Annotated in this window: 15 protein-coding genes and 1 pseudogene; 3 read left to right on the top strand and 13 right to left on the bottom strand. The window is 68.3% G+C overall.

What is annotated here, in order from left to right:
- Positions 1 to 384: 384 nt before the first annotated feature.
- From kduD to uxuA, 10 genes are all read right to left on the bottom strand, one after another.
- Positions 385 to 1,128: a 2-dehydro-3-deoxy-D-gluconate 5-dehydrogenase KduD gene (kduD, locus tag O4G76_RS14620; protein ID WP_269398008.1), complete on the bottom strand. Its 744-nt coding sequence runs from the start codon at positions 1,126 to 1,128 to the stop codon at positions 385 to 387.
- Positions 1,128 to 1,952 carry a 5-dehydro-4-deoxy-D-glucuronate isomerase gene (gene kduI, locus O4G76_RS14615; RefSeq protein ID WP_269398007.1) on the bottom strand — a complete coding sequence of 275 codons (825 nt, stop codon included), beginning with the start codon at positions 1,950 to 1,952 and terminating at the stop codon, positions 1,128 to 1,130. Before kduI ends, kduD begins: the two co-directional genes overlap by 1 nt.
- 44 nt (positions 1,953 to 1,996) lie before the next feature.
- Positions 1,997 to 3,391 carry a glucuronate isomerase gene (gene uxaC, locus O4G76_RS14610; protein WP_269398006.1) on the bottom strand — a complete coding sequence of 465 codons (1,395 nt, stop codon included), beginning with the start codon at positions 3,389 to 3,391 and terminating at the stop codon, positions 1,997 to 1,999.
- A gap of 4 nt (positions 3,392 to 3,395) precedes the next feature.
- Positions 3,396 to 4,682 carry a TRAP transporter large permease gene (locus O4G76_RS14605; RefSeq protein WP_269398005.1) on the bottom strand — a complete coding sequence of 429 codons (1,287 nt, stop codon included), beginning with the start codon at positions 4,680 to 4,682 and terminating at the stop codon, positions 3,396 to 3,398.
- Entirely contained in the window at positions 4,679 to 5,239 is a 561-nt protein-coding gene (locus O4G76_RS14600) for a TRAP transporter small permease (RefSeq protein ID WP_269398004.1), read from the bottom strand. The genes O4G76_RS14605 and O4G76_RS14600 overlap by 4 nt, the downstream gene beginning before the upstream one ends.
- Positions 5,240 to 5,302: 63 nt before the next feature.
- Positions 5,303 to 6,280, bottom strand: a complete 978-nt coding sequence (locus O4G76_RS14595; protein WP_269398003.1) for a C4-dicarboxylate TRAP transporter substrate-binding protein — start codon at positions 6,278 to 6,280, stop codon at positions 5,303 to 5,305.
- Entirely contained in the window at positions 6,277 to 7,545 is a 1,269-nt protein-coding gene (locus tag O4G76_RS14590; RefSeq protein ID WP_269398002.1) for an AGE family epimerase/isomerase, read from the bottom strand. Before O4G76_RS14590 ends, O4G76_RS14595 begins: the two co-directional genes overlap by 4 nt.
- Positions 7,535 to 8,485 (bottom strand): sugar kinase, encoded by a 951-nt coding sequence (locus O4G76_RS14585; RefSeq protein ID WP_306467323.1) that lies wholly within the window; start codon positions 8,483 to 8,485, stop codon positions 7,535 to 7,537. Before O4G76_RS14585 ends, O4G76_RS14590 begins: the two co-directional genes overlap by 11 nt.
- Positions 8,482 to 9,948 (bottom strand): mannitol dehydrogenase family protein, encoded by a 1,467-nt coding sequence (locus tag O4G76_RS14580; RefSeq protein ID WP_269398001.1) that lies wholly within the window; start codon positions 9,946 to 9,948, stop codon positions 8,482 to 8,484. The genes O4G76_RS14585 and O4G76_RS14580 overlap by 4 nt, the downstream gene beginning before the upstream one ends.
- Positions 9,945 to 11,162: a mannonate dehydratase gene (gene uxuA / locus O4G76_RS14575; protein ID WP_269398000.1), complete on the bottom strand. Its 1,218-nt coding sequence runs from the start codon at positions 11,160 to 11,162 to the stop codon at positions 9,945 to 9,947. The genes O4G76_RS14580 and uxuA overlap by 4 nt, the downstream gene beginning before the upstream one ends.
- A gap of 102 nt (positions 11,163 to 11,264) precedes the next feature.
- On the opposite strand from uxuA, the gene O4G76_RS14570 reads away from it, so the two are divergent.
- Positions 11,265 to 11,966 carry a GntR family transcriptional regulator gene (locus O4G76_RS14570; protein WP_269397999.1) on the top strand — a complete coding sequence of 234 codons (702 nt, stop codon included), beginning with the start codon at positions 11,265 to 11,267 and terminating at the stop codon, positions 11,964 to 11,966.
- A gap of 69 nt (positions 11,967 to 12,035) precedes the next feature.
- Here O4G76_RS14570 and O4G76_RS14565 read toward each other — a convergent pair whose 3' ends face one another.
- From O4G76_RS14565 to O4G76_RS14555, 3 genes are read right to left on the bottom strand one after another with little or no spacing between them, the layout of a single operon-like run.
- Positions 12,036 to 13,418, bottom strand: a complete 1,383-nt coding sequence (locus O4G76_RS14565; RefSeq protein ID WP_269397998.1) for an aspartate aminotransferase family protein — start codon at positions 13,416 to 13,418, stop codon at positions 12,036 to 12,038.
- Entirely contained in the window at positions 13,418 to 14,473 is a 1,056-nt protein-coding gene (locus O4G76_RS14560) for a histone deacetylase family protein (protein ID WP_269397997.1), read from the bottom strand. The genes O4G76_RS14565 and O4G76_RS14560 overlap by 1 nt, the downstream gene beginning before the upstream one ends.
- Positions 14,470 to 15,171 (bottom strand): GntR family transcriptional regulator, encoded by a 702-nt coding sequence (locus O4G76_RS14555; protein WP_269397996.1) that lies wholly within the window; start codon positions 15,169 to 15,171, stop codon positions 14,470 to 14,472. Before O4G76_RS14555 ends, O4G76_RS14560 begins: the two co-directional genes overlap by 4 nt.
- 106 nt (positions 15,172 to 15,277) lie before the next feature.
- On the opposite strand from O4G76_RS14555, the gene O4G76_RS14550 reads away from it, so the two are divergent.
- Entirely contained in the window at positions 15,278 to 16,057 is a 780-nt protein-coding gene (locus O4G76_RS14550; protein WP_269397995.1) for a class II aldolase/adducin family protein, read from the top strand.
- Between the two features lie 71 nt (positions 16,058 to 16,128).
- Positions 16,129 to 17,670, top strand: a pseudogene (locus O4G76_RS14545) (ABC transporter substrate-binding protein).
- Positions 17,671 to 17,696 lie beyond the last annotated feature (26 nt).

Below are 17,696 nucleotides of genomic sequence, written 5' to 3'. Positions count from 1 at the left end.
GGGCACCCTTTCCGGCGAGGGCCTGTCACATCGAGGGAGTCGCGCACCGAGAGCCCGGAGCGACCGGGTTTGTCGTGCTACGGCACGGATCCTTGCGCCAGTGGGTGGCGACCCCAGAATTGTCGCAGGTTGTAACGGGCACCGGACATGTGACACGGCGCGACAATTCCCCTTCGCTCCCCGCCAAGAGATCGCTGGTAGAGCGGTGCTCCGGGCCGGGTTATCGCCCGGTCTCCACCGCTTCAGGGCATTCCGGTTCCATGATGATGGGCGCGCCGATCATGAAGGGGTCGCCGGCCGGAAGGGTCCAGTTTGACCGCGATCCGATCACGCATACCGCTTCCCGACGCCGCATTCGGTGCGGAATGTGGTTCCGGCCAAGCCTCAGCGCGCCATCCAGCCGCCATCCACGTTGATCACCGCGCCGGTCAGGTAGGTCGCCGCGGGCGAGCAGAGAAAGGCCACGGTACCGCCGATATCCTCGGGCGCGCCCCAGCGTCCGGCGGGGATGCGGTCGAGGATGGCGCGCGCGCGTTCGGGGTCCTCGCGCAGAGCCTGCGTGTTCGCCGTGGCGATGTAGCCCGGCGCCACCGCGTTGACGGTGATCGCGTGCTTCGCCCATTCGTTGGCGAGGATCTTGGTCAACCCGGCCACCCCGTGCTTGGAGGCGGTATAGGACGGCACCCGGATCCCGCCCTGAAAAGACAGGAGCGAGGCGATCGAGACCACCGCGCCGGGGCGGCCCCGCGCGATCAGCTCGCGCCCGAAGGCCTGCGTGGTGAAGAACACCGCCTTCATGTTGATGTCGACGACATCGTCCCAGTCGGCCTCAGTGAAATCGACGCTGTCGGCGCGGCGGATGATGCCCGCATTATTGACGAGGATGTCGAAGCCCGCCCGCTCGAACAGGTCCCGCGCCGCCATCGGATCGGCGAAATCGAGCTTCAGGCTTTCGGCCGCGCCGCCCGCCGCCGCGATCTCCGCCACCGCCTCGTCGCAGCTGCGTCGTCCGGCGCAGACAACATGCGCGCCCTGCCCCGCGAGCGCCGTCGCGATGGCACGGCCGATCCCGGCATTGGCGCCGGTGACGAGCGCCTTGCGGCCATCGAGCGAAAACAGGCCGGCCATCAGCGCATCTCTCCCGGCTCGACGAAATCCATGTCGGTGAAGTCGATATTGTCGCCCGCCATCGCCCAGATGAAGCTGTATCTGCCGATACCGGCGCCGGAATGGATCGACCAGGGCGGCGAGATCGCGCCCTCCTCGTTCGCGACGAACAGGTGCCGCGTTTCCTGCGGCTCGCCCATCAGGTGCAGCACGCGGGCCTCTTCCTCCATGTCCCAGTACAGGTAGGCCTCCATGCGGCGGTCATGGACATGGCTCGGCATGGTGTTCCAGACCGAGCCCTCCGTAAGGCTGGTATAGCCGAGGATCAGCTGGCAGCTCTCCATCACCTGCGGGTGGATGAATTGCTTGATGACGCGCTGGTTGGAACTCGCCGGTTCGCCCAGTCGCACCTCCTTGCAATCGGCCGGCGTGATCAGGCGCGAGGGAAACACGGCATGGGCCGGGGCCGAGGTGATGTAGAAGCGGCCCTCGCCCTCGAAGCGGACCGCGCCGCTGCCCTTGCCGAGATAGAGCACGTCGCCGCGCGCCATCTCGTAGCCTTCGCCGTTGCAGCGCACCGTGCCGGTGTCGCCGATATTGACGATGCCCATCTCGCGCCGGTCCAGAAACCGCTCGGTGCCGGTTTCGGCCACGGTCTCGAGGGTCAGGCAGCCACCGGCAGGCACCGCGCCGCCCATCACGAAGCGGTCGTAATGGGTATAGATCAGGCGGATCTCGCCGTCGCGGAACATGTCCCGGGCCAGGAAGTGGGCGCGCAGTTCGGCGGTGCCCATCACCTTCACCTGCGCCGGGTGCACGGCGTGGCGGGTCTCGAGGCTCAACATGGGGTCTCCTTCACTCGGTATCGCCGGGGGTTGCGGACACGCGCTCAGCCGAGGCGGTAGGCCTGTCGGGCGAGATCGCCGGCCAGAAGCGGCGCGATCTCGAAGGCCTCCTCCTCGTCGAGGCGATGCGTCACCACCAACTCGGCCAGAAAGCCGCTATCGACCCGCCGCGCCACGTCGTGCCGCGCCGGGATCGAACACAGCGCGCGGGTGTCGTCGTTGAAGCCTGCGGTGTTGTGGAAACCGGCGGTCTCGGTGACCGCCTCGCGGTAGCGGCGCATTCCCTCGTAGCTGTCGTGGAACCACCAAGGAGGGCCGAGCCGCAGGCAGGGCCAGACCCCCGCCAGCGGCGCCAGTTCGCGCGCATAGGTGGTCTCGTCGAGGGTGAACAAGATCAAGCTCAGGCGCGGATCGAGACCGACCGCGTTCAAGAGCGGCCGCAGCGCCTCGGTGAAGCTCGACGGCAGCGGGATGTCGAAGCCGCGGTCGGGGCCATAGGCGGCGCGGACCGCGTCGGAATGGCCGCGCGAGGAGCCGGCATGCAGCTGCATCACCAACCCATCCTCGAGCGACATCCGCGCCATCTCGGTCAGCATCTGCGCCCGGAACAGCTCGGCATCGGCCGCGCTCGCCCCGCCCCCTCGCACGCGGTCGAAGAGGGCGTGCGCCTCTGCCTCGGGCAGGTCGGCAGTGCGCGGCGTCGGGTGGCCGTGATCGCTCGCCGTGGCGCCCATCGAGATGAAGAAGGCCCGCCGCGCGCGATGGGCCGCCAAGTAGCCCTCCCAGCGTCCGGTGTCGCAGCCGGTCAACTCGCCCAGCCGGTCGAGCGCCGCCGCGAAGCCCGGCGCCACTGGGTCGACCACCGCGTCGGGGCGGTAGGTCGGCACCACCCGGCCGGACCAGTCCGAGCCGCGCAGCGCCGCGTGCTGCGCAAGGTCGTCGAGCGCGCCGTCGGTGGTCGCGATCACCTCGATATTGAACCGGTCATATAATACGCGCGGGCGGAATTCCGGCCGCGCGAGCCGTTCGGCGATGGCGTCATAAGCGCGATCCGCCGTGGCCTCGGACAGCCGCTCGGTCACGCCGAACAGGCTTTCCAGCGCGTGCTCGATCCACAGCCGCGAGGGCGTGCCCCGGAACAGGTGGAAGTTCTGCGCAAAGAGCCGCCAGATCGCTCGCGGATCGGTCTCGGCCCCCGCGCCGATGCCCATCGCTTCGAAGGGCACGCCCTGGCTGGTGAGCATTCGTGTCACGTAGTGATCCGGCGTCACGAAAAGCTGCGCGGGATCGGAAAAGCGCGGGTTTTCGCCCCACCAGCGCGGATCGGTATGGCCATGCGGCGAGACGATCGGCAGGTCGGCGACCGCCTGATACAGTTCGCGCGCCAGCTTGCGGGTCGCGGGATCGGGCGGCAGCAGCCGGTCGGGATGCAGGGTCATCGGATCACATCAGCCAGTTGGGAAGGAACATCACGAGGCCGGGGAACAGGATCATCAGCGTCACCAGCCCCAGCACCGCCGCCACCAGCGGCAGCATCTGAATCGAGTAGTCGCGGTAGCTGCAGCGCAGGATGCCGCAAACGGTGAACATCGACACGCCCACCGGCGGGGTCATGCCGCCGAAGGTCACCAGCGTCATCATCACCAGCCCGAAATGCACCGGGTCGATGCCCGCCGCCGTCACCACCGGCACGAGGATCGGCGTCAGCAGCATCACCAACACCGTGGCCTCGACCAGCATGCCCAGCACCATCAGGAAGCCCGCGATCACGAAGAGCAGCACGGTCGGGTCCGACAGCGCCGTCAGCGCCACCTCGGCGATGCTCTGCGGCACCCGCTCGAAGGTGATGACATAGCCGAAGGTGCCGGAGAACAGGATGATCAGCATGATCATCCCGATGTCGCGCAGGCTCTGGACCATGGCGTCGAGGATCTTGGCGGCGTCGAGTTCGCGGTAGATCAGCGTGCCGATGATCAGCGCATAGGCCACCGCGAAGGCCCCGGCCTCGGATGGGGTGAAAAAGCCGAAACGAATGCCGATCAGCAACCAGACCGGGAACAGCACCGCCCAGAAGCTGCGCCACAGCTCGTGACCGACCTCGCGCAGCGTCGGCAGGCGCTCGGTCTCGGGCTTGTAGTCGCGCTGCCGCGCCACGCCCCATGTGGCGATCATCAGCACCGCCAGCAACAGCATGCCCGGCACGATGCCGGCGATGAACAGCCGGCCGATCGAGACCTCGCCCAGATAGCCGTAAAGGATCAGCCCGAGGCTCGGCGGCAGCGTCGCGGTGATCAAACCGCCAATGGCGAGCAGCGCGGCGGTGAAGCCGCGATCATAGCCCTTCTCGACCATCGGCTCGCCGAGAATGCGGGCCTGCATCGCCGCATCGGCCACGGCCGAGCCCGAGACGCCGCCCATCAGTGCGCTGAGGATCAGCGTCGACTGCGCGAGACCGCCGCGCATCCAGCCCGCGATCACCGTGGCGAGCCCGACGAGGCGCGGCGTGATGCCCGAGCTGTTCATCAGGTTGCCGAGCAGGATGAACAGTGGCACGGCAAGGAGCGGGAAGGACTGGCTCGCCGCGACGATGCGCTGCACGGCCGTGCTGTCGGGCAAGAAGGTGCCGGGCAGCAGGAAATAGGCGGTGCCGGCGATACCGATCGCGAAGGCCACGGGCATGCCGATCACGATCAGCGTCAGCGCGAGGGTCAGGATCAGGGCGGAAATCACAGCAGGTCCTCCGAGCTGTGCCCGGCGGCGAGGCCGGGCGCGTGACCGGGGGCCCGGTCGGTGCCGAGCGCGCCGAGGTCGGGCAGCACCGGCTCGAACGCCGCGTTCAGCCCCAGCGAGAGCACGCGCCGCGTCAGCGTCAGCGCCAGCAGCACCGCCCCCACCGGCAGGGCCAGCGTGACCAGCCCGTAGGACAGCCCCGAGCCGCCGAGCTCGCGCTGCCAGTTGCCGATCGCGAGGTCCCATCCGAGATAGGCGAGAAAGCCGAGAAACGGCATGATCAACATAAGGCTCACCAATGACAGCAGCCGGCGGCCGCCCGGCGGCAGCAGGTCCGGCAGCGCCGAGACGCGGATCGCCTCGCCGCGCTTCATGGCAAGATCTGCGCCCAGCATGCAGGTCCAGATCAGGAAAAGCTGCTCGAATTGCGGCGCCGAGGTCACCGGCGCGCCGACGCTGCGGCCGATCCCGGCGGTCAGGACGGCGGCCACCGTGCCGATCAATGCAATCAGCGCCAGCGCCTGCTCGATCCCGTCATAGAGTTTCCAGAAGATCATCCTCACCCTCCCCGGCGCGGCTGGTATTCGACCCCCGGCACCGTGGCGCCGGGGGTCTTGGGCTCACTCCGCCGAGGGCAGGTAGGGGGCCAGCGCCTCGCGCGCCTCGACCAGGCCGACCTTCTCGTAGACCACGTCGACGCGGTCTCGAAACGGCGCGATGTCGACCTCGTTGAACGCGACGCCGGCCGCCTCCATTTCGCCTTGCACCTCGGCCAGCTTCGCCACCGTTTCGCGCGTCGCTTCCTCGCCGGCGGCCTTCAGCTCCTCGGTGACGATCGCCTGCAGATCCTCGGGCAGCGCCGCGAACCAGCTCTCGGAGGTGGCGAGCCCGGTGAAGAGCTGGATGTGGTTGGTGAAGGCCACGTTGTTCGACACCTCGTGCAGCTTGATGCCGTAGGCCCCGGTAAGCTGCGCCTCGGCGCCGTCCACCGCGCCGAGCTGCAGCGCCGAATAGACCTCGGACCATGCCATCGGCGCGGGCGTCGCACCCATCGCCTCGACCGTCGCGACCCAACCCGGCGCGTCGATGGTGCGCACCCGGACGCCGTTCAGGTCCTCGGGCGTCTCGACCTTGCTTTGGGTGAACATCTGCCGCGTGCCCTGGAACCAGTTGTAGTTCAGCAGCCGGATACCGGACTCCTCGGCCAGCTCTTCGACCCATTCCTCGTAGACCGGGCTCTCGGTGATCGCGGCATATTCGGTGTAGTCGTTGACCAGATAGGGCGCGGCGAGAATGCCCAGCTCGGGCAGGAAGGGCGCGAGCCGGCCGGCATCGACCAGCGCCGCGATCGGCGCGCCGGCGCGGATCTGCTCGAGCACGTCATTGTCCTCGCCAAGCTGCGAGGAGGGGTAGATCGTCACCTCCATGCGGCCCTCGGAGCGTTCCTCGATCCGCTCCTCGGCGCCCTGCATCGCGATGACCAGCGGGTCCTGCAGCGTCTGGGAGGTCGACAGGTTCAGCGAGTATTCCTGCGCCGTGGCGGCGCCCGCCGACAGGGCGGCGATGGTGGCAAGCGCGGTGGTGATGCGGTGGTTCATGTAAGGTCCTCCTCCTTGTAAACATCTTGTTCTCGTGGTGCGGCATCTCGTCCGAGCGACCAGAGCCCGGCGCGGCCGCCCTCGGTCAAAAACAGCGCGAGATGGTAAAGCAGCCGGCTCAGCGCCTCGGGCCAGAGCACCCGGCCCTGCCCGTCGAGGCGGTTGACCCAGAAGGGGTCGGGCCCGGCCGCGACGTAGCGCGCAAAGATCAGCTCGAGCAGCGCCAGCGCCCGCTCCGCATGGTCGGGAGCGCCGGTTTCGGCATGCAGGTCGGCATGAAGCTTGCCCGCCTCGGTCAACGGCCAGAGCAGGTGATCGGGCTCGGTCACGGTGCCATCGGCCGAGACCGCGTCAAAGGGCGCCCCGGTGAGAAACCCTTCCCGGCGCAGCCCATGCGCCTCGACGAAGCGCTGCATCCGCGCGGCCGTCGCGACCGCCGCCGGGTCGCCGCCCATCGCCGCAAAGCGGCGCAGCAGCCAGGCCCATTCATACTGGTGCCCCGGCTCGCGGCGCCGGCCATCGGCCGTGTCGATCGGGGCGAGATCGTGGCCGGTGAACTCGCGGATCGCGCCGGTGTCGGCATCGAGGAAATGTCGCAGCCCGACCTCGACCAGACCGGCCGCGCGGTCGCGCCAGACCGCCTCGCCGGTCATCTCGTGGGCCTGAAGCAGCGCCTCGATCATGTGCATATGCGGGTTCTGCGCCCGCAGATCGCCGGGCCGGGGCCCGCGCGCCGCCATCGCGTCATCCTCCCACAGCGCGCCGGTCGCGGGATCGGTGAGGCGCGTCGAAATGAAGTTCCAGCACGCCTCGACCCGCCCCTCGGGCATCGCCTCGGGTGCCGCGCGGCGCAAGGTGACCAACGCCAGCAGGGCGAAGGACTGGTCATAGGTCCGGCGCAGCGCGTGTTCGGGGACGGCGCTCGGCGCGCCCGAGGCCAGCGCCGCGACGCGGTAACCGCCATCCTCGTCGCGCAGCGCCGTGTCGAGATAGCGATGAATCGCGATGGCGGCCTCGCGCATCCATGGCGCGCCGGTCGCCAGATGCAGATGCGCGAAAGTGAAGACAAGCCGCGCCTGGGTCAGCGTCGTGCGCTCGTGCGAGGGCAAGGGTTTGCTCGGCGCCTCGAGACGTTCGGCCACCGCGCCGCTGCCGTCCTGCGCCTGCTCCAACCACCGGGACAGGGTATCGAAAAGGAAATCGCCGACGCGCCGGGCTGCGACCGTGTCGGGGCGACCGGCATCGATTGTTCGATCAGCGGTCATCGCGGCCTCCCTCGGGTGCATCCCGGTGCCAGATCCGGGATTCGGGCAGGTCGATGATCGCCCCATGCGCCGCGATCACCCGCGCGGCCATGGCGGTTCCGGCCCGCCCCGCCTCGACCGGCGCGGCGCCGTTCAGCCGGGCCGCGAGATAGCCGCCGTTGAAGCTGTCGCCCGCGCCGGTGGCGTCGACCACTTTGGCCGCTGGCGGCACCGGCATGACCGTCGTCTCGCCCTCCGAGAGAAGCGTGACCGGCCCCGCCCCGTCCTTGACCGCCACCTCCCCCGCCCCGGCGGCGGCATAGCGTCGGGCGCAGGCGGCGGGATCGGCGTCGCCGAACCAACGCGCCTCGTCATCGAAGCTCGGCAGCGCGATGTCCGAGATCGCCGCGGCGGAAGTGATCGCGTCGCGCATTATGGCCTCGTCGGACCACAGGGCGGGGCGGATATTGGGGTCGAAGGCAATGCGGGCCCCGCCCTCCCGCGCGGTGCGCAGCGCATCGAGCAGCCGCGCCCGGCCCTTGGCCGGCAGGATCGCCAGCGTGATCCCCGACAGGTAGATCATCCGCGCATTCCGCATCGCGGTCCGCAGCGCCGCTTCGTCATCGGCAAGGGCACGCGCCGCCGAGGTATCACGCCAGTAGGTGAAGGCGCGGTCCCCGTCCCGTTGCTCGATCATGTAGAGACCGGGACGCCGGTCGGGTATCCGCCGGATCGCGCCCGTGGCGATGCCCGCGCCGTCGAGGAAGGCCACGATCCGATCCGAGAGGCCGTCGGTCCCGAGCGCGGTGAAATAGCCCACCGGCCCGTCGGCGGGGTCCAGCCCGGCGCGCGCGTACCACAGCGTGTTGAGCGTGTCTCCGGCGAACCCCATGCGCCAGCAACCATCCTGCCCGCCCGACATCTCGATCATGCATTCGCCGATCGCGAGAAGCTGCATCATGCCACCTCCCGCGCGATGGCGGCGGCCATGCCCTGCGCCAGCATGTTGCTCAGATTTTCCGCCGTCTGCGCCTCGAACGCCCCGTCGAGAAGTTCGGCGGGGGTCAGCCCCGGCAGCCGCAGCAGCCCGGCGGTCAGCGCCCGCGCATCATCGCCCGCCGCCTCGACGACCGCCGCGATCTCGGCCTCGCGCGGGTCGCGCAGGGCGTGGCGTTCTCCGGTCTCGCCCCGGCCCAAGCAGTAGCGCGCCCAGGCCGCAGTGGCGAAGGCGAAGGGGCGCAGTTCCTGTTCCGCGAGTTGCGCGTCGCAGGCCGGACCGAAGATGCGCTGCGGCAGCTTCTGGCTGCCATCCATCGCGATCTGGTAGGTCTCGTGCGCGATTGCCGGATTGGCGAAACGCGCGACAAGCTCATCGCCATAGGCCGCGAGGTCGATTCCGGGCAGCGGATCGAGCGTCGCGGCCGCCGCCGCGATCTGCCGCCGCGCCAAGGCCGCGAGCGCTGGGTCGGCCATCGCGTCGCGCACCAGCGCATGGCCCGAAATGAATCCGGCATAGGCGATGAGCGAATGCGCCCCGTTCAGCATCCTGAGCTTCATCCGCTCGTAGGGCGCGACGTCGCGGGCGAAGATCGCGCCGCCCGCCGCCCAGTCGGGGCGACCCTGCGGGAAGCGATCCTCGATCACCCATTGGCAGAAGGGCTCGGTCTCGATCGCCGCGGCATCCTCGAAACCGGTCAGGCAGGCCGCGAGCGCGAGCGTCGCCTCGGTCGCCGCCGGGGTGATCCGGTCGACCATCGAGGACGGGAAGGCCACCTCGGCGGCTATCCAGTCGGCGAGGTCGGGATCAACCCGACGGGCAAAGCCCACCACGCCACCACGCAGTAGCGCGCCGTTCTCCGGCAGGTTGTCGCAGCACAGCACGGTAAAGGGCGCGTGTCCCGCCGCGCGCCGCTGCCGCAGCCCCTCGACCAGCAGCCCCAGCACGCCACGCGGCGCGGCCGGGCTTTCGAGGTCGGCCGCGACATCCGGATGCGCCGGATCGGCGTCGGGACCGCCCCGGTCGATGCCATAAGCTTTTTCGGTGACGGTCAGCGTGACGATGCGGATCGCCGGATCCGACATCGGCCCGAGCACCGCCTCTGGCGCCCCGCGCGCCGCGATCACCCGGTCGATCGCACCGATCACCCGCGCCCGGTCACCCTGTGCGCCGCGCTCGATCAGCGTGAACAGCCCGTCCTGCGATGCCAGCGCCTCGGCCAGATCGGCCGAGCGCAGGCTGACACCTGCGATGCGCCAGTCGCCGCCGGAGGCCGCCAGCGCCGCGTCGGTGATCGCCGCCTGATGCGCGCGATGGAAGGCGCCCGCCCCGAGATGCAGGATACCCACACCATGCGCCGCCGGGTCGTAGTCGGGGGCCGCGCCTTCGGGCAGCTGTGCCAATACGCTACGCGACAGCCGGGTCATGGCCGCAGCCCATGCTCTGCATGGCCGAGCGCGGTCATGATGCCGCGCAGCTCCGCCAGCCCCTTGAGCCTCCCGATCGCCGGGTAGCCCGGCTGGGCCCGGCGCTTCAGGTCGTCGAGGATGTCCTGCCCGTGATCGGGGCGGAACGGGATCGAGACGTCGGCGCGGCCCTCTTCCCGGCGTCGCGCCTCCTCGCGCAGAACGGCGGCGATGAAATCCACCATGTCGGTGTCGCCGCCCAGATGCTCGGCCTCGTGGAACGAGCAGGGCGTGCCGTCGCCCTCGCGCGCGACGTTGCGCATGTGCAGGAAATGCACCCGGTCACCCAGCCGCGCCATCATGCCGGGGATGTCGTTGTCGGCCCGTGCCCCGAGCGAACCCGAGCAGAGCGTGATCCCATTGGCGCGCAGGTCCACCGCCTCCATCACGGCGCGGTAATCCGCCTCGGTCGACATGACGCGCGGCAGGCCCAGCAGCGAGAATGGCGGATCGTCGGGGTGACAGCAGAGCCGCAGCCCCAGCCTTTCGGCTTCGGGCACCACCTCCGAGAGGAAATCGATCAGGTGGCCACGCAGCGTTTCGGCGCGCATTCCCGCATATTCGGCCAGATGCGCGCGCACGTCGTCGAGGGTGAAATGCTCGGCGGCCCCCGGCAGGCCGAAGACGACATTGGTGGCCAGACGGCGGCGCGTGTCATCATCCATCCGCGCGAAACGCTCGGCCGCGATCTCGGCCACGCCCTCTGGAAAGCTCTCGGCCGCGCCGGGACGCTTCAGGATATGGATATCGAAGGCCGCGAAGTCGTGCAGGTCGAAGCGCATCGCCGTGCCGCCATGCGCGACGCGGTAGGCGAGATCGGTGCGGGTCCAGTCCAGAACCGGCATGAAGTTGTAGCAGATCACCTTGATGCCGGCCTCGGCGAGATTGGCCATGCTTCGCTTGTAGGCCCCGATATGGGCACGCCAGTCACCGGACTGCTTCTTGATGTCCTCGGAAACTGGCAGGCTCTCGACCACCTCCCAGGCAAGACCGGAAGCGGTGCCGTCGGCTCGCGTGGCGATCTCGCGCTGCCGCTGCTCGATCTCTTTCAGAGGCCAGACCACGCCGGTGGGTATGTGATGCAACGCCGAGACCACGCCCTCGACCCCGGCCTGCATCATGTCGTCGATGCCGACCCCATCCTTCGGCCCGAACCAGCGCCATGTCTGCCGCATAACGGATCTCCCTCCCAATTGCCGGCGAGACTAGACCGCGATTCGAAAGTTTACAAGTATGGTAGTATGGATTAGGGTGAGTTCAGATCCAAAGAGAGCGCCATGTCAGCTACGAACCTCGCATCCTTCGCCCTCGACGCCTCCGCCCCGGTCGGCCTCCAGCTCATCGCCAGCCTGCGCGCGCGCATCGTCACCGGCGAACTGACGCCGGGCACCCGCCTGTCGGAGCAGGACATCGCCACCGGTTACGGCCTCTCGCGCCAGCCGGTGCGCGAGGCGTTCATCCGGCTGGCCGGCGAAAAGCTTGTAGAGGTGCGTCCGCAGCGCGGCACCTATGTGCGCAAGATCGACGTCGCCGAGGTCGAGGTCTCGCGCTTCGTGCGCGAGGCGGTCGAGGCCGATATCGCCCGGCTGGCAGCACGCAGCGCCGATGCGGCGGCGCTGGCCGAGCTGCGCCGCCAGATGGCGGATCAGGCTAAGGCCGCGCAGGATGGGGGCCGCAGCTTCGTAGAGCTGGACGAGCTGTTCCACCGCACGCTGGCCGAGATGGCCGGGCGCGCCGGCGCTTGGACGCATCTGCAGCCGATCAAGATGCACATGGACCGGGTGCGGCACCTCACGGCCGTGGAATTTCCGGTCGACCGGTTGGTCGGCCAGCATCAGGCCATCGTCGACGCGATCACGGCAGGAGACGCGGATGCCGCCGAAGCGGCGGTCCGAACCCATCTGCGCGGCGTGCTCGACGACCTGCCCAAGGTCGCCGAAGCGCATCCGGATTTCTTCATCGCCGAGCCCGCGCCCTAGGGCGCGATAGACCGGCTGCGCGGCACCCTGCCCGATGCCCGGCAAGGGGAGCGCGCAGCCCTCGTCACCTCAAGCGACGCCCTCCCTCGAGACGTGATCCTGCGTGCGGTCGAGGATGCGCCCCATCCGGGCGACGATCTCGTCGATGTCGCCCTCGGTCACGATCAGCGGCGGACAGAGCGCCAGCGTGTCGCCGACATTGCGAATGATCATCCCTTCCTCATGACCGATCTCGAAGGCGGCCAGACCGACCTTGCCGACCGGATCGAAGGCGCGCTTCGAGGCCTTGTCCGCCACCAGCTCGAGGCCCGCGATTAGCCCGGTGCCGCGCACCTCTCCCACCAGCGGATGGTCGGCGTATTGCCGAAGCCCCTCTTGCAGCCTCGCTCCCATCCGGGTCGCGTTGCCCATCAGGTCGCGCTCCTCAATGATCTTCAGGTTCTCGAGCCCCACCGCCGTCGCGACCGGGTGACCCGAAGCGGTGAAGCCGTGACCGAAGGTGCCGATCCTGCCGGTGTTGTCGGCTATCGCGTCGTAGACCTTCTCCGAGAACACCACCGCCGCGAGCGGCATGTAGGAGGAGGTGAGCTGCTTCGAGAGCACCATGATGTCCGGGGTGAAGCCGTAATGCACCGCGCCGAAGCTCGACCCCAGCCGCCCGAAGCCGTTGATCACTTCGTCGGCGATCAGCAGGATGTCGTGCTTGCGGCACAGCGCCTCGATGCCTTTCCAATAGCCCTCCGGCGGCGGCATCACACCACCCGCCGCCATCAGCGGCTCGCCGATAAAGCCGGCAATGGTTTCGGGCCCCTCCCGCAGGATCACCTCCTCGGCCTCGGCCAGAAGGCGCTGCGTGAACTCGGCCTCGCTCTCGCCCTCATGCCCGAAGCGGTAGTGATGCGGGCAGGTCAGGTGATGCACCGGGATCGCCGGCAGGTCGAAATCCATGTGATTGTAGGGCAGCCCGGTGAGCGAGCCCGAGGCCACCGTGATCCCATGATACCCCTTGGTGCGGGCCAGAAACTTTTTCTTTTCAGGACGTCCCAGCGCGTTGTTCATGTACCACGCCATCTTGACGACGGTGTCGTTGGCCTCCGACCCCGACGAGGTGAAGAACACCCGGTCAAGCCCTTGAGGGGTCATCTCGACCAGCTTCTCCGCCAGCCGGATCGACGGCTCGTGCGCCTTGTGCGCGAAGCTGTGGTAATACGGCAGCGCCTGCATCTGCTTGTGGGCGGCTTCGACGAGACGCGGCTCGTCGAAACCCACGGCCACTGACCAGAGCCCGGCCAGCGCCTCGATGTATTCCTTGCCATGCTCGTCATAGACGTGGATGCCCTTGCCCCGCGAGATCACCAGCGGGCCCTTTTCCTCGTGCCGGCGGGCATTGGTATAGGGATGCAGGGACGTGGCGATATCGGCCTGCGCCAGCGAATTCGACAGCTTGTTCATCACCGCGCTCCATCGGTTGCGAATGTTTCAGGCGCCTTGCCCATTGCGCCACCCAGGAAGGCGGCGAGATTGTCGGTCAGATCCGCCGAGAGGTAACCACCCTCCTGCACCATCACGCAAGGCAGAGCTGCGGCGGCGATCATCTCGCCGGCGACCTGGAAACCGTTGGTCGTCACCGCGAGACCGCGCAGCGGATCGTTTTCATGCGCGTCGAGGCCGAGCGAGAGCACCAACGCGCCGGGGGCGAACGCGGCGATCCGCGCGAGGGCCTGCCGGATCGCGTCGTGCCAGGCGCCGTCGCCGCTGTCTCGCGGCAGGGCGAGATTGAGATTGTAGCCTTCGCCAGCGCCTTGGCCCGTTTCGTGCGCATGCCCGTTGAAGAACGGGTAGTAATCCATTGGGTCGGCATGGATCGAGACGGTGAGCACGTCGGCGCGGTCGTAGAAGATCGCTTGCGTGCCGTTGCCGTGATGCACGTCGATGTCGAGGACCGCCACCCGCTCGTGGTGCCGGCGCAGATGCGCCGCGGCGATGGCGGCGTTGTTCAGCAGGCAATGTCCCGAGGCGCTGTCCGCGTCCGAGTGGTGCCCCGGCGGGCGGCACAGCGCGTAGGCCATAGGATCACCGTCCAGCACCGCCCGCGCGGCGGCGACGGCGCAATCGGCAGCGCGACGGGTGGCGGTCCAGCTGTGCTCGCCGATCGGTGCCGACGGATCGGCGAGATGCCAGCCGGCCCGGCCGAGGATATGCCGGGGATAGGTCGAGCGGGTCTTCTGCGGATGCGTGTTCGGCACCACCTCGGCCCCGGCATTCGGCAGCTTCTGCCACTCGGTCCATGCGGTTTCCAGAAAGGCCACGAATTCTGGCGTGTGCACCGTCAGAAGATCGGCGTCGTCGCAGCGCGGTGGCGCCTCGGGGACGAGCCCCAGCCGATCGAGCCCGGCAAGCAGAAGCCGACCGCGCTCGGCGCGCTCGGCATTGCGCGTGACGCGACCATTGGTGATGCGGAAATCCGGGTCGTGGGCCAGGGATTCGGGGGCGTGGAAGCACCTCATGCGGAGCCGTCCTCCTTCAGCTTGCGAAAGATGTCGGTCACGACGCGCCGCGCCGTGCCGATGTGATATTCGAGCGCCGCGCGGGCGGCTTGTGCGTCCCGTGCGGCGATGGCGTCGAAGACCGGCTCGTGGGTCTCGGCCATGCGCATCGGATCATCGTAGAGCCGCCCGATCAGCATCAGGCTAAGCTGAGTCTCGTCGGCGATCTGGTCGAACGCGGTGACGAAGCGCTCATTGCCGCTATGCAGGCAGATCAGCCGGTGAAACGCCATGTCGGCCTCGATCTGGCTCAGCGGATCGTCGGCTTCGGCTAAGTCGCGCATCTCGTCGATCCGCGCGCGCAACCCGATGAGCGCCGGGGCCGGATCGCCCGCGACCAGCCGCTCCACCGCCGCGCATTCGATGCAGATCCGAAGCTCGTAAAGGCTGTCGATCGCCTCGACCGTGACCTCGCGCACGAAGAAGCCGCGATTGGGCTGCGACACGACGAGGCCGCGATTTTCCAGAAGCCGCGCCGCTTCGCGCACCGGCGCGCGGCTCAGACCCAACTCGCGGGCGATGCCGGATTCGGTCAGCCGGTCGCCCGGCTTCAGGCGCCCCTGCAAAATGGCGTCGGTGATCAGCCGGACCACGTGCTGCACCAGCCCGGCGCGATCGAGGCGGGCAAAGATCGGATCGGGGGCGGGGTTCATGCTCATGGATCGAAGCTAGATCCGGTTCTGTCGATTGTCGACAATCTTCTTGACTGAACGGCAAACGCCCGACAGGCTCGACCCCGACGGATCGTTGCAAAGGGGACGGAGCATGGCCGACGGACTGGGAGGCAGCACCATCGAAGACGTCGGCGCGCTCAGGCGCGACCTAGCCGCCGCCTATCGGCTGATCGCGCTCGAAGGCATGGATGACGGGATCTACACCCATATCTCGGCGCGGCTTCCCGACGGGCCGGGCGGCGAGAAGCGGTTCCTGCTCAACCCCTTCGGCCTGCGCTTCGAGGAGGTGACGGCGTCAAGCCTCGTCACCGTCGACGAAAGCGGCGCCGTGATCGACGACCCTTACGGCGCGGGCGTCAATGCGGCGGGTTTTACCATCCATTCGGCGGTGCACATGGCGCGCCACGACGCGGTCTGCGTGCTGCACACCCACACGGTGGCGGGCGTCGCGGTCTCCTCGGTCGAGGAGGGCCTGCTGTCGCTGAACCAGTGGTCGGCGCAGTTCCACGGGCAGCTCGCATATCATGATTACGAAGGCATCGCGCTCGACCTCGCGGAGCGCGAACGGCTGATCGCCGATCTCGGCCCGAAGAACGTGATGGTGCTGCGCAACCACGGCATGCTCACCTGCGGCCGCTCGGTGGCCGAGGCGGTGAAACTGACGCTGAACCTCGAACGCTCCTGCAAGGCGCAGATCGCGGCGCTCGGCATGGGGCTGAGGCCGCGCCCGCTGTCCGACGAGATCGCCGCGCACACGGCGCGGCAGTACCAGCGCGGCTACGACCGCTACGAGATCGACGGCAAGCCCGACCCGGAATGGGCCGCCGAGCTGCGCCGCCTCGAACGGGCGGCACCGGGCTTCGACGCCTGAACCGGGCGCAAGAGAATAAAAAGAAGGTCACTCAAAGCAGGACCACACCAACAGACCGACAGGGAAGACAGATGAAGCATTTGCTGACGACGAGTTTCCTCGTGGCCGCGGCCACCGCCGCCTTCGCGCAGGAGCAGGGCGGCCGCCTCGACATCGTGGTGCAGCCCGAGCCGCCGAGCCTGATGCTCGGCCTCGTGCAGAACGGCCCCACGCAGATGGTCGCGGGCCATATCTACGAAAGCCTGCTGCGCTACGACACCGACCTCCAGCCGCAGCCATCGCTCGCCAAGAGCTGGGAGATCTCCGAGGACGGTCTCACCTACACCTTCCACCTGCACGAAGACGTGGTCTGGCATGACGGCGAGCCCTTCTCGGCCGAGGACGTGGTCTTCTCCGCCGACGAGTTCCTGCGCGAGACCCATTCGCGTCTGCGCGTCAGCCTGAACTACGTCGAGAGCATCACCGCCCCTGACGAGAACACGGTGGTGTTCCAGCTCTCCGAACCCTTCGGCCCCTTCATCAACAGCTTCGAGGCCGGCACCATGCCGATCGTGCCGAAGCACATCTACGAAGGCACCGACTACGCCGATAACGAAATGAACGCGACGCCGATCGGCACCGGCCCGTTCAAGTTCGAGGCGTGGGAAAAGGGCAGCCACATCCACCTCGTGAAGAACGAGGACTACTATCTCGACGGCAGGCCCTATCTCGATTAGGTGTTCTTCCGCGTCATCCCCGACGCCGCCTCGCGCGCCGTGGCCTTCGAGACCGGCAAGGTCGACGTGCTGCCCGGCGGCTCGATCGAGAACTGGGACGTGGCGCGGCTGATGGAGGACGAGGACACCTGCTCGACCGGCGAGGGCTGGGAGTTCCTCGCGCCGCACAGCTTCATGTGGATGAACAACCGCGAGGGCCCGACCTCGGACGAACGCTTCCGGCAGGCGGTGATGTACGCGATGGACCGCGAATTCGTGCGCGACGTGGTCTGGAACGGCTTCGGCAAGGTCGCGACCGGTCCGGTCAGTTCGCGCACCAATTTCTACACCGACGACGTCACCGATTACAGCCACGACCCCGACAAGGCGCGCGCGCTCCTCGACGAGATGGGCTATGACGGCGAACCGGTGCGGATCCTGCCCCTGCCCTATGGCGAGACCTGGCAGCGTTGGGCCGAGGCTGTGAAGCAGAACCTGCAGGAGGTCGGCATCGAGGTCGAGATCGACAGCGCCGACGTCGCGGGCTGGAACCAGAAGACCAGCGAATGGGACTACGACCTCGCCTTCACCTATCTCTACCAGTACGGCGACCCGGCGCTCGGCACCGCGCGCAACTATCTCGAGGACCAGATCGAGAAGGGCAGCCCGTGGAACAATGTCGAGGGCTATCGCAACCCCGAGCTCGACGCGAAATGGGCCGAGGCGGCGGTGACGCTGGGTAAGGAGGAGCGCCAGAAGCTCTATACCGAGATCCAGCAGGAAATCGTCGAGGACGCGCCCGTGGCTTGGCTGCTCGAGCTGGAATTCCCGACCCTCTACGACTGCAAGGTGCAGGATCTGGTCACCACCGCCATCGGCGTGAATGACGGCCTGCGCGACACCTGGATCAAGCAGTGATCCCGGCCTGATCCCGCCGGGGCGGC

The sequence above is a fragment of the Limimaricola sp. G21655-S1 genome (assembly GCF_027213785.1).
Taxonomy (GTDB): Bacteria; Pseudomonadota; Alphaproteobacteria; order Rhodobacterales; family Rhodobacteraceae; genus Limimaricola.
This window is presented reverse-complemented; position numbering and strand designations above follow the sequence as displayed.

Coding starts and splice junctions, on each gene's coding strand:
- O4G76_RS14565 (WP_269397998.1), bottom strand. CDS start 13,418: ATGAACAAGCTGTCGAATTCGCTGGCGCAGGCCGATATCGCCACGTCC.
- O4G76_RS14580 (WP_269398001.1), bottom strand. CDS start 9,948: ATGACCCGGCTGTCGCGTAGCGTATTGGCACAGCTGCCCGAAGGCGCG.
- O4G76_RS14560 (WP_269397997.1), bottom strand. CDS start 14,473: ATGAGGTGCTTCCACGCCCCCGAATCCCTGGCCCACGACCCGGATTTC.
- kduD (WP_269398008.1), bottom strand. CDS start 1,128: ATGGCCGGCCTGTTTTCGCTCGATGGCCGCAAGGCGCTCGTCACCGGC.
- O4G76_RS14585 (WP_306467323.1), bottom strand. CDS start 8,485: ATGATGCAGCTTCTCGCGATCGGCGAATGCATGATCGAGATGTCGGGC.
- uxaC (WP_269398006.1), bottom strand. CDS start 3,391: ATGACCCTGCATCCCGACCGGCTGCTGCCGCCCGATCCCGCGACCCGC.
- O4G76_RS14600 (WP_269398004.1), bottom strand. CDS start 5,239: ATGATCTTCTGGAAACTCTATGACGGGATCGAGCAGGCGCTGGCGCTG.
- uxuA (WP_269398000.1), bottom strand. CDS start 11,162: ATGCGGCAGACATGGCGCTGGTTCGGGCCGAAGGATGGGGTCGGCATC.
- O4G76_RS14570 (WP_269397999.1), top strand. CDS start 11,265: ATGTCAGCTACGAACCTCGCATCCTTCGCCCTCGACGCCTCCGCCCCG.
- kduI (WP_269398007.1), bottom strand. CDS start 1,952: ATGTTGAGCCTCGAGACCCGCCACGCCGTGCACCCGGCGCAGGTGAAG.
- O4G76_RS14590 (WP_269398002.1), bottom strand. CDS start 7,545: ATGACCGCTGATCGAACAATCGATGCCGGTCGCCCCGACACGGTCGCA.
- O4G76_RS14595 (WP_269398003.1), bottom strand. CDS start 6,280: ATGAACCACCGCATCACCACCGCGCTTGCCACCATCGCCGCCCTGTCG.
- O4G76_RS14550 (WP_269397995.1), top strand. CDS start 15,278: ATGGCCGACGGACTGGGAGGCAGCACCATCGAAGACGTCGGCGCGCTC.
- O4G76_RS14555 (WP_269397996.1), bottom strand. CDS start 15,171: ATGAGCATGAACCCCGCCCCCGATCCGATCTTTGCCCGCCTCGATCGC.